The sequence below is a fragment of the Streptomyces sp. NPDC051555 genome (assembly GCF_044454405.1).
GTDB lineage: Bacteria > Actinomycetota > Actinomycetes > Streptomycetales > Streptomycetaceae > Streptomyces.
Map to the genome: position 1 here is coordinate 946,092 of NZ_JBITDP010000001.1, position 13,288 is coordinate 959,379.

Here is a 13,288-nt window from a genome sequence, read left to right on the forward strand (position 1 = left end):
CGACGGCTCACCAGGCGGGGCGCAGCGGACCCGGCGGGGTGAGCCGGGCCAGGTCGGCGACCAGGGCGCCGAAGCGCTCCTCGCCCAGGGACTCCCGCCACGGTGCCACGACGGCCCCGGCCGCCTCGTCGGCGGCGCGGGTGGCGGCCCGGCCGGTCCCGGTCAGCGCCAGGAGGCGGGCGCGGGCGTCGTGCGGGTGCGGATGCCGCTCCACGTAGCCCTTGCGGACCAGTTCCTCGACCAGTTGGGCGGCGGCCTGTTTGCTCACCCCCAGGTGTTCGGCCAGGTCGGCCGTGGTGGCGCCGCCCGCGGAGATGCGGGCGAAGGCGAAGCCGTGCGCCGGGCGCAGGTCCTCGAAACCCTGCTCGGACACGCGGGTGTGGATCTCCTGCACCAGGTGTCCGGAGAGCGTGAGTACGAGGGCGGAGAAGGCCAGGGCGTCATCCATGGCCTTGACTATAACTCGGCAAGCTGCTTGTCTAAATGGACAAGCTACTTGTCCATATGGAGGTCGCAATGCCGTTCATCCACCGTGACGAGGCCGTGGTGCACGAGATCCACGGCGGTCGTTTCGTCTCCTACGTCCGCACCGACACCGGGAGCAAGGACCTCGCCGCCTGGCGCCTCGAGGTCCCGCCCGCGATGGTGGGGCCGCACCACACGATCAGCGCCGAGGAGACGTTCTACGTGCTGTCCGGGTGCCTGCGCCTCACCATCGACGGCGAGAGCGCCGAACTCCGCGCCGGCGACGCGGCGGTGGCCCCGGCCGGCTCCGAACTGGGCGTCGCCAACACCACCGAGGAGAGCGCGCACCTATGGGTCACCACCCGGGTGGGCCTCACCGCCGAGCTCGCCGACGGCAGCACCATCACGCCGCCCTGGGCCCAATAGCGGCGCGACCTCGGTCGACTCGGGCCGCGGTCGACTCAGCCGGGCAGGGTGACCAGTCGGACGAGCACCACGACGAGGGTCCCCGCGGTGAGCAGCGCGCCCAGCACGGTGAACAGGAGGTCGACCCCCTTCCCCTCCCACCCCTGGATCGTGAACCGGCTCGGGTCCCGCGGGTCGTAGCGCACCAGGACGGTGGCGCCCACCGCGGCGCCGGGTCCGACGGAGCCGCGCCCGAACCTCGACTCGTACGTGCAGGCGCGCCCGTCCGCGGTCGTCCAGGCCGCGACGGGGTAGTGGTAGGTGGCCCCCTCGTCGCCCCGCCTGACCGCGTGGCGGACGATGCGGGCCCTGGTGGTGACACCGGTGCGCCGCAGCGCGGCGGTGCGGCGCAGCCCGTACGCGCCGATGGCGAGGAAGGCCGCGCCGAGCACCAGGGGGATGAGCGAGAAGAGCCATGCACGTTCCATGTGTGGTGCGACGCGCCGGCGGGGGCGTTGGTTGCGCGCCGGGCGGCGGTCGTGTGCACCGTCACGTCCGCGTGCGGCGGTCCCCGGGCCTGCCCATACTGGACGGATGAGGCGTACTCGTACGGTCATGGTGTGCATCGCCGGTGTCCTGGGCGCCGCCCTCCCGGCCGGAGTCTCCGCGGGAGCCGCAACCGCCGAAGCCTCCGCAACCGCCGAAGCCTCCGCAACCGCCGAAACCTCAGCGGCCGCCGCGGCCGATCCGGAGAGCTGCGTCAGCTCGCCGGGACCGGCCCGCGGCGATGCCGCCGAGGTCCTCGCCATCGCGCGGCAGGCGCAACGGGAGCTCGGGCTGAACTCGGTGGTCCTGCGCGTCTCCTCCGGCGACCGGGAGGTGCTCACCACGGCCCTCGGGGAGTCGATGACGGGCGTTCCGGCCGAACCCTCGATGCACTTCCGGACCGGATCCGTGGCCATCGTGTACATGGGCACCGCATTGTTGCGGCTCGTCGAACAGGGCAGGGCCTCGCTCGACGACCCGGTGGCCCGGTGGTTGCCGGACGTTCCGCACGGCTCGCAGATCACCCTGCGGATGCTCGCCGATTCGACGTCGGGACTGCACGACTACGTCACGGACCCCACCTTCCTCGCCGCACTGGAGGCCGCACCGTTTCGCGCGTGGACACCGGCCGAGGTCATCGGCATCGCGACGGGCAAACCGCTGTTGTACGAGCCGGGGACCAACTGGAGCTACTCGCACGCCAACTTCGCGATCCTGGGCGCCGCGCTGGAGAAGATCAGTGGCCTCCCGCTCGACCGGCTGCTGTCGGAGCAGGTGATGGTCCCGCTCGGGCTGACCGGGACCACCAACCAGAGCACGCCGCAGATACCGGAACCCGTGCTGCACGCCTTCACCTCGGAGCGCGGCACCTACGAGGAGTCCACCTTCTGGAACCCGTCGTGGACCACCGCGCGCGGTGCGGTGCTCGTCCAGAACATCTGCGACCTCGACCGCTCCGCGCGGGGCATCGGGACCGGGAAGCTGCTCTCCGCGCAGTCCTTCAAGACCCAGCTCGATCCGGGCACCCTCGGCCTCGGCCACGCGACGTCCACCTGCCCGAAGACCGTCTGCCTGCTGACCAACACGGCGGCCCACCACTTCGGCCTGGGCCTGATCGTGGTGAACGACTGGATCCTGACCAACCCCTCCTTCTCCGGCTACGCGGCCATCCAGGCGTACCTGCCCGCGCAGAAGCTGTCGGTCTCCGTCACCGTGACGAAGGGCCCCAAGAGCCCCGAGGGGAACTCGGCCCAGACCATCGCCGAACGCATCTCGGACGCCCTCGCCCCCGAGCACCCGCTGAAGATGCGCTGACGGACGGCGCGCGGCCGCAAGAAGCGCAGGCGGAAACGCGCAGCCGGACAACGCGCCGACGCGCCGGGCCGGCTACCGCGGTGCCACGGCCGCGGAGTCGGGCGACTGCCGGAGCGTGGAGGCGTCGACCGCTTCGAAGTCCGAGCCCTTGAAGCCCTTGAGGGCGTCGAGTTGGGCATTGTCCCAACGGGGGTCCTCGTCACCCGAGAGGTACCAGGCCGAGCCGTTGTCCGCGACGATGGCGCCGTACGTCGTGAGCGCCTCGGCCACAGCCTTGGCCTGCGGGGGCAGTTGCGAGGTGTCCACCGACGCCTTGAGGCGCAACCGCAGCCCCATCGGAGGCAGCGAGGCATCCGCGGCGGAGCCCGCCTGGTGCCGGGCGGGCCAGACGTAGCTCCGGTCCGAGCGGGGGACGGTCATCCGGATCGCGTGGTCGACGGCGCCGGCCGCCGCCTCGTCGTAGCGCACCAGGCCGGGCAGGACGGCCAGTCCGGCGGCATCGGCGGACGTCCAGCCGTCGGGGCGCAGCTGGTGCCCGCGCAGGTCGAAGACCGCGCCCGAACCGGCGTGCCAGGCATTGCCGCCCTGCGGGTGCGCGTCCCAGAGTTCGTAGGACCTGCACAGGGCGCGGTCCCAGACGATGACGTGCCGGTCCCCGTCGCTCGCCGGACCGTTCTCGATCCTGGCGTCCTGCGGGATCCGGTAGCCGGCCGCGTCGCTCTCCTCGGCGTAGTCCAGCGCGACCTTCGACTCGGGCACCGTGGTGTCCGTGACGGTGACCGGTATGCCGAAGGGCCGGCCCCCGGTGAGCCCCGAGCCGAAGTCCGGGTGCAGGGGCGCCGTCGAGCCGATGGAGGCGACGTAACCGGCGGAACGCGGGTGCACGGGGAGCGCGTCCACGGGCGCCCGCCAGAAGCTGTCCGCCAGGGAGGTCCGGCAGGACCCGTCGGTCGGGGCGGCGAGGGTCGCGACCGGGGCGAGGGGCGTCCCCGCGGCGGGAGCGGCGTACCCGGACAGCAGGAGGGCGGCGGCGGCCGCGGCAACGGCGGGCGCGCCGGCGGTCACCGGGACGCGCCGCCGCGCGTGCCGTGGCGCCGGGTGCCCCGTGTGCGTCCTGCGCCTCGTTGCCATGGCCGCACCTCATTCACCTCTGCGCGCCGCCCCCTCCAGCGTAGGCACGTTCCGTTCGACCCGCTCCGCGGTCCTGTCGCGGAGCGGGTGCGTGCGCGGAGCCCCGATCAGCAGGGGATGACGACCTCGTGGACCACCGGACGCGGGGCCCAGGGGAAGGAGGCCACGGCGAAGGTGCCGCGGACGGTCGACCCGCACGGGACGGTGGTGGCGGCGCCGCGCACCTGGAGGTTCGCGGAGGTGAAGACGACCTGCCTGGTCTGGGTGGTGGGCGCGGCGCCGCTGCCGACGACCTCGGTGGACAGGGTCGTGATCAGCTCCTTGGGGGCGGGGCCGGGGCCGCCCGGGGAGGGCGGGCCGGCGAGGCCGACCGTGCCGTAGAACGCGACGGTGGTGCCGGTGACTTCGGCGCACACCCGGGTGGACAGGCCCGACTGGAGGCCCGAGCTCCCGCACGAGGTCACGGTGTCGACCTCGCCGGCGGAGTGGGTCGCGGCGCTCGCGGGGGTGAGGGTGGCAACGGCCAGGACTGCGGAACCGGCCAGGACCAGGGCTAAGCGATTCATCGGAGCGTTCTCCTTGCAAGGGGTGACGAACATCGGTCACGGACAGGGGTCACGCCCGGAGCTTTCGCTCCGGGCTATGACATGTGATATTTCACATGTCATTGAACCATGAGGTGATCGGGAGGTGAACGCACACCGGACGCCGCACGGCCAGTTCGGTGCGGATCGGCCGGAACTCACCTCCCCGGCAGCCCCTTTCGGTCGCCCGGGCCACGTGTGCGCCCGCACCGGCAACCGATCGCGCCTCGAAACGTCCACTTGCGTGCGGGGAAGTGCCCGGGTCCTGCCCGGGCGCACCCGGATGCGACCCCCGCCGAGGCCAACGACGAGGAGAGAACACGTGAGACTGGTGTTACGCGCGCTGACCGCGACCCTGGCGGTCGCGGCGTTGGCGGCGGGCGTGCCGGAGGCGGCGCACGCGCAGCCGACAGCCGCTCCCACATCCGCGACAGGCGCCCCCATATCCACGGCGCCCCCGGGATCCTCCGGAGAGCGGCTGCCGTCGGGGTGGCGCCTGGAGGGCGGCGAGTTGGTCTGGAGGTCGGCCGAACCCGTGGGCATGGGAGGCGCCTTGGTGGAGTTCCGCTCGGGGAAGCGGACCCTGGGCGTACCGACCGCCTCCGCCGACCAGCGCACCTTCCGGCTCCGCCTCGACGGGGAGCAGCTCGGACCGGCCGGCGACCTCCAGGTGGTCGCCGGCTCCCGGAGGCTGGACGCGCCCGGCGCCGGACGGACTCCCAACCCGCGGCGCTCGCTCACCGCGACCGAACCGCACATCCCCTTCCCCGCGGGCCCGGTCGACCCCGGCGTCCCGGGCGCGTACCGCACCACCAGCGGCGAATACGCCCTGGAGCCGGTGCGACTGCCGGGATACGCGGTGCCCGTCGAGATGCGCGCCACGGTCGTCGGCCCGACCGACGCACCGGGCGAACGACCGCTGGCGCTGTTCCTCCACGGACGCAACGCCACCTGTTACGAACCCGGCAAGAACAGGGCGGGCATGCAGTGGCCGTGCACGCCGGGCGACAAGGAGCTCCCGAGCTACCGCGGCCACCTGCACGACCAGGAACTGCTGGCGTCCCAGGGCTACGTGACGATCTCGATCTCCGCGAACGGCATCAACGCGCAGGACGGGCGCACGGCCGACTTCGGTGCGCAGGCCCGGTCCTCGCTCGTGCGCCAGCACCTCGCCCGCTGGGCGCAGTGGTCGGCGCATCCCCGAGGGGCCCCCGAGGCCGTACGGGCGACGGCGCGCGCGGACCTGTCGAAGGTGCTCCTGGTCGGTCACTCCCGGGGCGGGGAGGGCGTCAACCGGGCCGCCCTCGACAGCCTGTCCCCGCCACCGGCCGCCGAGGACGGCTACCGCGGACCGGTGGACTGGCGGATCCGCGGCACCGTCATGATCGGCCCCACCCTCTTCGGCCAGAACCCCACGCCCGACGTCCCGTCCATGACGATCCTGCCGGGCTGTGACGGCGACGTGAGCGACCTTCAAGGGCAGGTCTACCTCGACGGCACCCGGGGGATCGGCCAGGGCGCGGCGCTGCACAGCGCGGTGTACGTGGTCGGCGCCAACCACAACTTCTTCAACACGCAGTGGACCCCGGGCCAGGCCGAGGGCCCGGCCGCCGACGACTTCCGCGACGAGGCGGATCCCGTCTGCTCGACCGGGGCGGCGACCCGGCTGACCGCAGCGCAGCAGCAGAAGGCGGGCGGCACCTACATCGCCGCCGCCGCACGGCTCTTCCTCGCGGGCGACGACGGGGTGCGTCCGCTGCTCGACGGCTCCGACCGGCGCGCGCCCTCGGCCGACCCCGCACGCGTACTGACCCACGCGGTCGGCGGCAACCGCACCGGGGCGATCTCGCCCGACGCCCCGCTCGCGGTCACGAACGGGCGCGTGTGCCAGCAGGTCACCAGGGACGCCGCCCGAGCCTGCATGACGGCCTCCGACGCCGGGCAGTCCCCGCACTTCGCCTCCTGGACGGTCACCGACACCGATCCGGGCCGCAACGCCATCACGGCACGCTGGAGCGCGCCGGGCACCCCGGTCCGGCTGACGCCGGAGCGCGCCTTCTCGCTGGCGGGCTCCGAGGCGTTGGCCCTGCGGGTGATCGTGCCGCCGAACACTCGGGGAACCCTGCTCGACGTGGCCCTCACCGACACCTCCGGCAAGAGGGTGACGCTCGGTCAGGTCACGGTCGACGGCCTCCCCGGATCCACCGCGACGGTCGCGCACTGGGCGCGCGAGGTCCGCGTACCGCTGGGGGCCGCCTCGAGCGCGGGTGTCGACCTGAAGCGGACCAGGTCGCTGGAGCTCACCCCGCGCAGCGGCTCCGGCGCGCTCTGGTTGATGGACGCGTGGGGTTGGCGTCCGGGCACCCCGGCGGTCCACCCGGTCGCGCTGCCGCGCGTCGACATCGGCCGGTTGACGGTCCAGGAGGGCGACTCCGGCTCCCGCACCTACCGGGTGCCCGTGCAGGTCACCGGCAAGGGGAGCGGGGTGATCAAGCTCGCCGTGCAGGACCCGGGGACGGGCAGGGCCGCGGTCCGCACCGTGACGGTGGCGGCCGGCCGCACCACGGAGGTGTCGCTCACGGTCACGGGGAACTCCCGCTACGACAACGACCGCAACCACGCGGTCGCGGCCAAGGCCGTGCGCGGCGCGGCGGTCGGCAGTGCCTCCGGGGGTGTCCTCGTCAAGAACGACGACCCCATGCCCACGATCTCCGTGAAACCGGTCGCGGATAGGGTGATCGAGGGTCAAAAACTGCTCTGGAAGGTCGAGTTGTCCGCTCCGGCGGACACCATGGTGCAAACGCCGTTCGTCATCGTGCCGGTGGGTGCGGGCACGGAGCTCTCGACGAAGGACGTCGGCGAGGAATGGCTGGCCGGCCTCGGGGAGTCCCCGGACCCGGATCGGCCCTTGTCCGAGAACGGCTCCTACCTCTGGGTCACGGTCCCCAAGGGGCGGACGAGCACCGAGGTGGCCGTCCCCACCCTCGCCGACGCGCGGGCCGAGCCCGAAGAGGTACTGCGGATGCAGGTGAAGATCTATCAGGAGGAGGGCGAGTGGCCGGACGGCCCCCTCCTGACGGGAAGGGTCGAGGACGCCGTCCGACGCTGATCGGATCCGCGCACGAGGCTCCTGGGGCCCAGGGCTACCTGGGCCCCCACGGCTCCCTGGGTCGGTGTGCCTCAGTGGGCGAACAGCGGCGACACGGCGGCTTCCGAGCCGCTGTTCCAGTACGTCACGCGGGCCTTGTCGTCCACGTACACACCGCCCTTCGGCATCTGCAGGAGCAGGCCCTCGCCCGTGTTGGCGGTGGGGCTCTGACCGTGCGGTGCGAGCGCCATGTCGGTCACCAGGGTGGCGGCCTCCTTGTTGCCCTGGCGCAGCAGCAGGCCCGCGTACGCCTGCTTGCCGGGGGCGAGGGTCACCGCCGTCCGCGGCTTGGAACCGGTGAAGACGCCCACGAGACGGCCGTGGCCGTTCTCCAGCCGCAGCACCGGGTAGCTGCGCAGCTCGCAGGGCTTGGTACCGACGTTGGTGACGGTCAGCAGGAGCTTCGAGTCGTCCTTCACGGGCGGCACGGCCCACTCGACCGAAACCCGCGTGTCGTCGTCGGAGCAGTTGCCGTCGACGCCCTTGGAGTCGCCCTCGGCCTCGCCCGGACGACCCGGCGAGGAGGCCGAAGCGGCGGGCTCGGCGGAGGGCTTGGTGGAGGAGGACGCGGGTGCCGAGGGCGCGGTCGGCGCCGACGTGGTGGTCGAAGACGATGCGGAGGGGGACGCGGAGGACGTCGGCGACTGCGCGCTCCCGGCCTTGTCGCCGCCGGGTCCGCAGGCGGTGGTGGCCAGGAGGGCGGCGGCCAGGCCGAGGGCGCCGAGCGTGCGGGCGTGGGTGGTCTTCCGGTACGTGCGCATGGCGAGCCCCCGTGGCTTCTGACCTGCTGGGATGTATGTGAAGAGGATGCCCGCCGAGGCGTCGGTCGCACCCCTGTGAGGAGCACCGTTACACCTCTCGTATGTGGCGGTTACGGTTCCGTCGAGCGGACCGGGGGACCCGTACCGGGGGCGCGATGCGGGTGGACGGGTGCGGACAGCGATGGACACTCCCCGCCCCGGGACGGCGTGGAAAGTGGACACCCCCCGGCACGAGGCTGTGTCCCATGACCGGTGCGGCCGCCACGGCGGACCGAAGCCGAGCCGACGCCCGCAACCGCCCCCGTAACAGCCACATGTGAAGGAACCGCACCATGCCCAAGCCCATGCCCTCGACCTCTGCCCCCACCTCCCGGCCGTCCCGTGCCGCGACGGTACTGGCCACCGCCGCGGCCCTCTGCGCCGTCACCGCCGCCACCGCCCCGGCCGTCCATGCCGCGGGCGCCGACCGGCGCCCGGCGAGGATCGTCGCCGACTTGGCCCGTGCCTGGAACGGCACCGAACCGCAGGCGCTCGGCGCCCTGTTCACCGCCGACGGCACCTATGTCGACCTCGGCGTGGGCGTCACCTTCCGCGGCCCGCGGGAGATCTCCGGCTGGAAGGCCCGCGCCGACGGCCTCATCGCCAACGTCCACGTCACCGTGCGCGCCACCCACCGCGAGGGCGACCGCGTCACCGTCGACGCCGTCTACTCCGGCCACCTCAAGGGTGCCCCCAAGCCCTTCGCCGTCCCCATGACCACGCTGCTCGACCTCGACGCGAACCACTGCCGGATCGCCTCGGACGAGGACCACTACAGCCTCGCCGCCGTCCTCGCCCAGTCCGGCCTCCCCGCCGACTGGACCCCGCCCGCGCCCACCCACTGACCGCAGCGGAGCCGGCCCCGTACACCCACGGCGAGGCGCGCGAGTGAGTACGGGGCCCCCGCGACTGAGTACGACCGCTCACGCGCGCGGGCCCCGGTGCGGCTTGGCTGTGCCCATGGACGAATCGACCGAGAGTGCGAGCACCGCCCGAGTGAGCGAACCCCTGTGGGCGACGGGGCTGGCCGTGCTCCTCGTACCCCTGGCGCTGCTCTACGGCGCCGTCGCCCCCATGGCCACGGACGGCTGCGGCCCCGACGACTGCGCCCGGAGCCTGGAAGCGACCCTGGCGGTCATCATGGCCTGCTGGTTCGCGAGCTGGACGGTGACGCCGTTTCTGGTGGTGGCCTCCTGGCTGTTCCCCCGCCGCCCCGGGTACGCCCCGGTCCGCCGCTACGCCGGGTGGATCGCGCTGGTCCCGCCGGTGATCGTGGTCCTGCTCGCGTTCACGCTGTAGGGCCTGCGCGGGACCTTCGGCCCTGTCCCCGGTGACGGTCGGCAAGCCCCGCGGGCCCCTCGCGCGGTGTCCACTGGGGGGAGCACCCGTGACGAAGGGCTGGACGTCGGATGACCGAGGAGAAGCAGGGCTTCTGCACCCTGTGCAAGTCGAAGTGCGGTGCGCTGTACACCGTCGAGAACGGCCGTCTCACCGGTGTGCGCCCGGATCCCGACCATCCCACGGGCGCCGCCATGTGCCCCAAGGGCCGGGCCGCCCCCGAGATCGCCCACTCCACCGGCCGGCTGACGACACCGCTGCGCCGCACCCGCCCGAAGTCCGACCCCGACCCGGGCTGGGTCCCGATCGGCTGGGACGAGGCCATGGCGGAGATCGCCGCCAGGATGCGCACGATCGCGGACGAGAGCGGCCCGGAAGCGGTCGCCTTCGCCGTCGCCTCGCCGAGCGCGTCGGCGATCTCGGACTCCATCGAGTGGCTGGAGCGTCTGGTCCGCTCCTTCGGGTCCCCGAACACGGTCTACAGCACCGAGATCTGCAACTGGTACCGGGACGGCGCCCACCTCTTCACCTTCGGCGCCCCGCTCCCGCCGCCCGACTACGCCGCCGCCGACCTCGTCGTCCTGTGGGGGTTCAACCCGGCCAAGACCTGGCTGGCGCAGTCCGCCGCCCTCGGCGCCGCCACGGCCGCCGGGGCGAAGCTCGCCGTCATCGACCCGCGCCGCTCCACCAGCACCCTCCGGGCGGACGCCTGGCTGCGGATGCGCCCCGGAGCCGACGCCGCCCTCGCCCTCGGCCTGGCCAACCTCCTCATCGAAGGGCGCGACTACGACGAGGCCTTCGTCCGGAGCTGGACCAACGCCCCGCTGCTGGTCCGCGCCGACACCGAGGACTTCCTGCGGGCCGCCGACGTCACGGACGGCCTCACGGAAGGCGTCGGGGAAGGAGCGGCGGGAGCGGACCGCTTCGTCGTCTGGGACCAGGAGGCGGACGCCCCCGCCGGTTACGACACCGCACGCGCGGCCGACCGCCCCGAGCGCTTCGCCCTCCGGGGCGGCCACCGCATCGAGACCACCCACGGGCCGGTCACCTGCGTGCCCGCCTTCCAGCTGTACGCGGACGCGTGCGCCGAGTGGCCGCTGGACCGGGTCGCCCGGACCACCTGGATCCCGGAGGGCGAGGTGCGCGCGCTGGCCGACATGATCATCGAGGCCGGCACCGTCGCGTACTACGGCTGGACGGGCGTCGCGCAGCACGCGAACGCCAGCCAGATCGAGCGCGCCCTGGCCACCCTCTTCGCCCTGACCGGTTCCTTCGACGCACCCGGTGGCAACCGGCAGGTCGCCTTCCCCCCGTACACCCCGGCCACCCACCCCGGGCAGCTCGCCCCGGAGCAGCGCGCCAAGGCGCTCGGCATCGACAAGCACCCGCTCGGCCCGCCCGCCTCGGGCTGGATCAACGCGGGCGACCTGCGCACGGCGATCCTGACCGGCGAGCCGTACCGGATCCGGGCGGTGATCGGCTTCGGCTCCAACCTGGTCATGAGCCAGCCCGGCTCCGACCTGACCGCCGAAGCGCTGCGGGAGCTGGAGTTCCAGGTCCACGCCGACCTGTTCCACACCCCCACGAGCAGCACCGCCGACATCGTCCTGCCGGTCAACAGCGCCTGGGAACACGAGGCCCTTCGCTTCGGCTTCGACATCGACCAACGCGCCCAGGAACACGTCCAGTTGCGGCAGCGGATGGTCGAGCCCCAGGGCGGTTCCCGATCCGACCAGGAGATCGTCTTCGACCTCGCCCGCCGCCTGGGCCTGGGCGAGCTGTTCTTCGACGGCGACATCGAAGCCGCCTGGAACCACCAGCTCCAGCCCCTCGGCCTGACCACCGAGGAACTGCGCGCCCGGCCCGGCGGCATCCGCGTGGAGCAGCCCGCCACCCACCACCGGTACGCGCGCCCCCGCCCCGACGGCACGGTCCGGGGCTTCGACACCCCCACCCGCAGGGTCGAGTTGTACTCCGGGCGCCTCGCCGCCCACGGCTACCCGCCCGTCCCCGTGCACGTCGACCCGGCGCCGACCAGCCGGGCCTTCCCCCTCGTCCTGACCAGCGCGAAGAGCGGCTACTTCGTCCACAGCCAGCAGCGCTCGATCACCTCCCTGCGCCGTCGTTCCCCGGATCCGATGGTCGACATGAGCCCGCGGGCCGCCGAGACCCGCGGCATCGGGGAGGGCCAGTGGGTCGAACTGGCCACCGCACGCGGCAGCATCCGCCTGCGGGCGCGCTTCGACGCGTCCCTGCACCCGGGGGTCGTCGTCGCCGAGTACGGCTGGTGGCAGGCCGCGCCCGACCTCGCGCTCCCCGGCTCCGATCCACTGTCCGCGACGGGCAGCAACATCAACGGCCTCATCGACCACACCGTCACCGACCCCCTCAGCGGGGGCGTCCCCCTGCGCTCGTCGGTGTGCGAGATCCGGCCGCTGCCCGCGGGCAGCGACCCCAGTTGGTCCGGTACCCGTCCCTTCACCGTCACCGCGATCGGGGCGGAGGGGGAGGGCGTACGCACCCTGGAACTCGCCCCGGCCGACGGCGGAGCCCTGCCCGACTACCGACCGGGACAGCACCTCACGGTCCGCGCCGAGGACGCCGCCGGGGTCGTCACGCGGGAGCGCGGCGCACGCTCGTACTCCCTCACCGGCCCCGCGCTCCAGGCCGACCGTACGGCCTACCACCTGGGCATCCGGCACGTCCCCGACGGCAGCTTCTCCGGCTACGTCCACCGGGAGCTGGAGGTGGGGGACCGGCTCCACCTGGCCACCCCCGCCGGTGTGTTCGCGATCCCCACCCACACCCACCACCCGGTCGTCCTCCTCGCCGGCGGCATCGGCATCACACCCTTCATGAGCTACCTCGAAACCCTCGCCGCCACCGGCGGCAGCGTCCCCGAAGTCGTCCTCCACTACGGCGTGGCCAACTCCGCCGACCACCCGTACCGCGCGCGGCTGCGCGAACTCCAGGCGTCGATACCGGTGTTGCGCGTGGTCACGCACTACGCCCGGCCCCTCGCGCAGGACCGCCCGGGCGTCGACCACACGGTCGCCGGCCACATCACGGCCGACCACATCGACCCCGCGCTCCTCGAAGGGCGGGCCCGCTTCTACCTCTGTGGTCCCGCCGCGATGACGGACGCCCTCACCGGGGCGCTGAAGCTCCGGGGCGTGCCCCGCTTCGAGGTCTTCAGCGAGAAGTTCCGCCCCGCCGTCCGCGAGGTGACCGTCCCCGACGACGCCTCCTTCACCGTCCGCTTCGGCCGGTCCGGCAAGGAGGTCACCTGGACCAAGAGGGACGGAACGCTGCTGGCCCTCGGCGAGCGGGCCGGGGTGAGGATGGCCAGCGGCTGTCGTGTGGGCCAGTGCGAAAGCTGCGTGACCCCCGTACTCAAGGGCGCGGTCACCCACCTCGTCACGCCGTCCGAGGGCCTCCCCGAGGACGACTGCCTCACCTGTCAGTCCGTCCCCGCGAGCGACCTGACCCTGGACGCCTGAGGCCCCGTGACGCACGGCGGCCGGTGCCCGTCGGGGCACCGGCCGTCCCGCCTTCCG

General features: G+C 73.3%; 11 protein-coding genes. 6 read left to right on the plus strand and 5 right to left on the minus strand.

All coding sequences use genetic code 11. The annotated features are described in order from the left end of the window. Positions 1–7: 7 nt before the first annotated feature. Positions 8–448, minus strand: coding sequence for a MarR family winged helix-turn-helix transcriptional regulator (locus ACIBEA_RS03975; RefSeq protein WP_399257626.1), 441 nt, complete (start codon positions 446–448; stop codon positions 8–10). 68 nt (positions 449–516) lie between these two features. Here ACIBEA_RS03975 and ACIBEA_RS03980 point away from each other — a divergent pair, with 68 nt between their 5' ends. Continuing rightward, positions 517–891, plus strand: a complete 375-nt coding sequence (locus tag ACIBEA_RS03980) for a cupin domain-containing protein (protein WP_399257628.1) — start codon at positions 517–519, stop codon at positions 889–891. 35 nt (positions 892–926) lie between these two features. On the opposite strand, the gene ACIBEA_RS03985 is transcribed toward ACIBEA_RS03980, so the two are convergent. Beyond that, entirely contained in the window at positions 927–1,358 is a 432-nt protein-coding gene (locus ACIBEA_RS03985; RefSeq protein ID WP_399257630.1) for a DUF3592 domain-containing protein, read from the minus strand. 106 nt (positions 1,359–1,464) lie between these two features. Here ACIBEA_RS03985 and ACIBEA_RS03990 point away from each other — a divergent pair, with 106 nt between their 5' ends. Beyond that, on the plus strand, positions 1,465–2,730 hold the full coding sequence (locus tag ACIBEA_RS03990; protein ID WP_399257632.1) for a serine hydrolase domain-containing protein: 1,266 nt from the start codon (positions 1,465–1,467) through the stop codon (positions 2,728–2,730). Between the two features lie 72 nt (positions 2,731–2,802). On the opposite strand, the gene ACIBEA_RS03995 is transcribed toward ACIBEA_RS03990, so the two are convergent. After that, positions 2,803–3,861 (minus strand): hypothetical protein, encoded by a 1,059-nt coding sequence (locus ACIBEA_RS03995; protein WP_399257633.1) that lies wholly within the window; start codon positions 3,859–3,861, stop codon positions 2,803–2,805. A gap of 107 nt (positions 3,862–3,968) precedes the next feature. Next, entirely contained in the window at positions 3,969–4,427 is a 459-nt protein-coding gene (locus ACIBEA_RS04000; RefSeq protein ID WP_399257635.1) for a hypothetical protein, read from the minus strand. 301 nt (positions 4,428–4,728) lie between these two features. Here ACIBEA_RS04000 and ACIBEA_RS04005 point away from each other — a divergent pair, with 301 nt between their 5' ends. Further along, a complete protein-coding gene (locus ACIBEA_RS04005; RefSeq protein WP_399257637.1) occupies positions 4,729–7,554 on the plus strand; it encodes a hypothetical protein in 2,826 nt (941 codons plus the stop codon). A gap of 71 nt (positions 7,555–7,625) precedes the next feature. Here ACIBEA_RS04005 and ACIBEA_RS04010 read toward each other — a convergent pair whose 3' ends face one another. After that, complete coding sequence (locus ACIBEA_RS04010; RefSeq protein ID WP_399257639.1) at positions 7,626–8,354, minus strand: DUF4232 domain-containing protein; 729 nt, start codon at positions 8,352–8,354, stop codon at positions 7,626–7,628. Between the two features lie 332 nt (positions 8,355–8,686). Between ACIBEA_RS04010 and ACIBEA_RS04015 the strand changes: the two genes are divergently transcribed. The 3 genes from ACIBEA_RS04015 (at position 8,687) to ACIBEA_RS04025 (ending at position 13,231) form a co-directional block, all read left to right on the plus strand. After that, positions 8,687–9,238 (plus strand): nuclear transport factor 2 family protein, encoded by a 552-nt coding sequence (locus ACIBEA_RS04015; RefSeq protein WP_399257641.1) that lies wholly within the window; start codon positions 8,687–8,689, stop codon positions 9,236–9,238. A gap of 115 nt (positions 9,239–9,353) precedes the next feature. Further along, complete coding sequence (locus ACIBEA_RS04020; RefSeq protein WP_399257643.1) at positions 9,354–9,692, plus strand: hypothetical protein; 339 nt, start codon at positions 9,354–9,356, stop codon at positions 9,690–9,692. 110 nt (positions 9,693–9,802) lie between these two features. Next, positions 9,803–13,231, plus strand: coding sequence for a molybdopterin-dependent oxidoreductase (locus ACIBEA_RS04025; protein ID WP_399257645.1), 3,429 nt, complete (start codon positions 9,803–9,805; stop codon positions 13,229–13,231). The last annotated feature ends 57 nt before the right edge of the window (positions 13,232–13,288 follow it).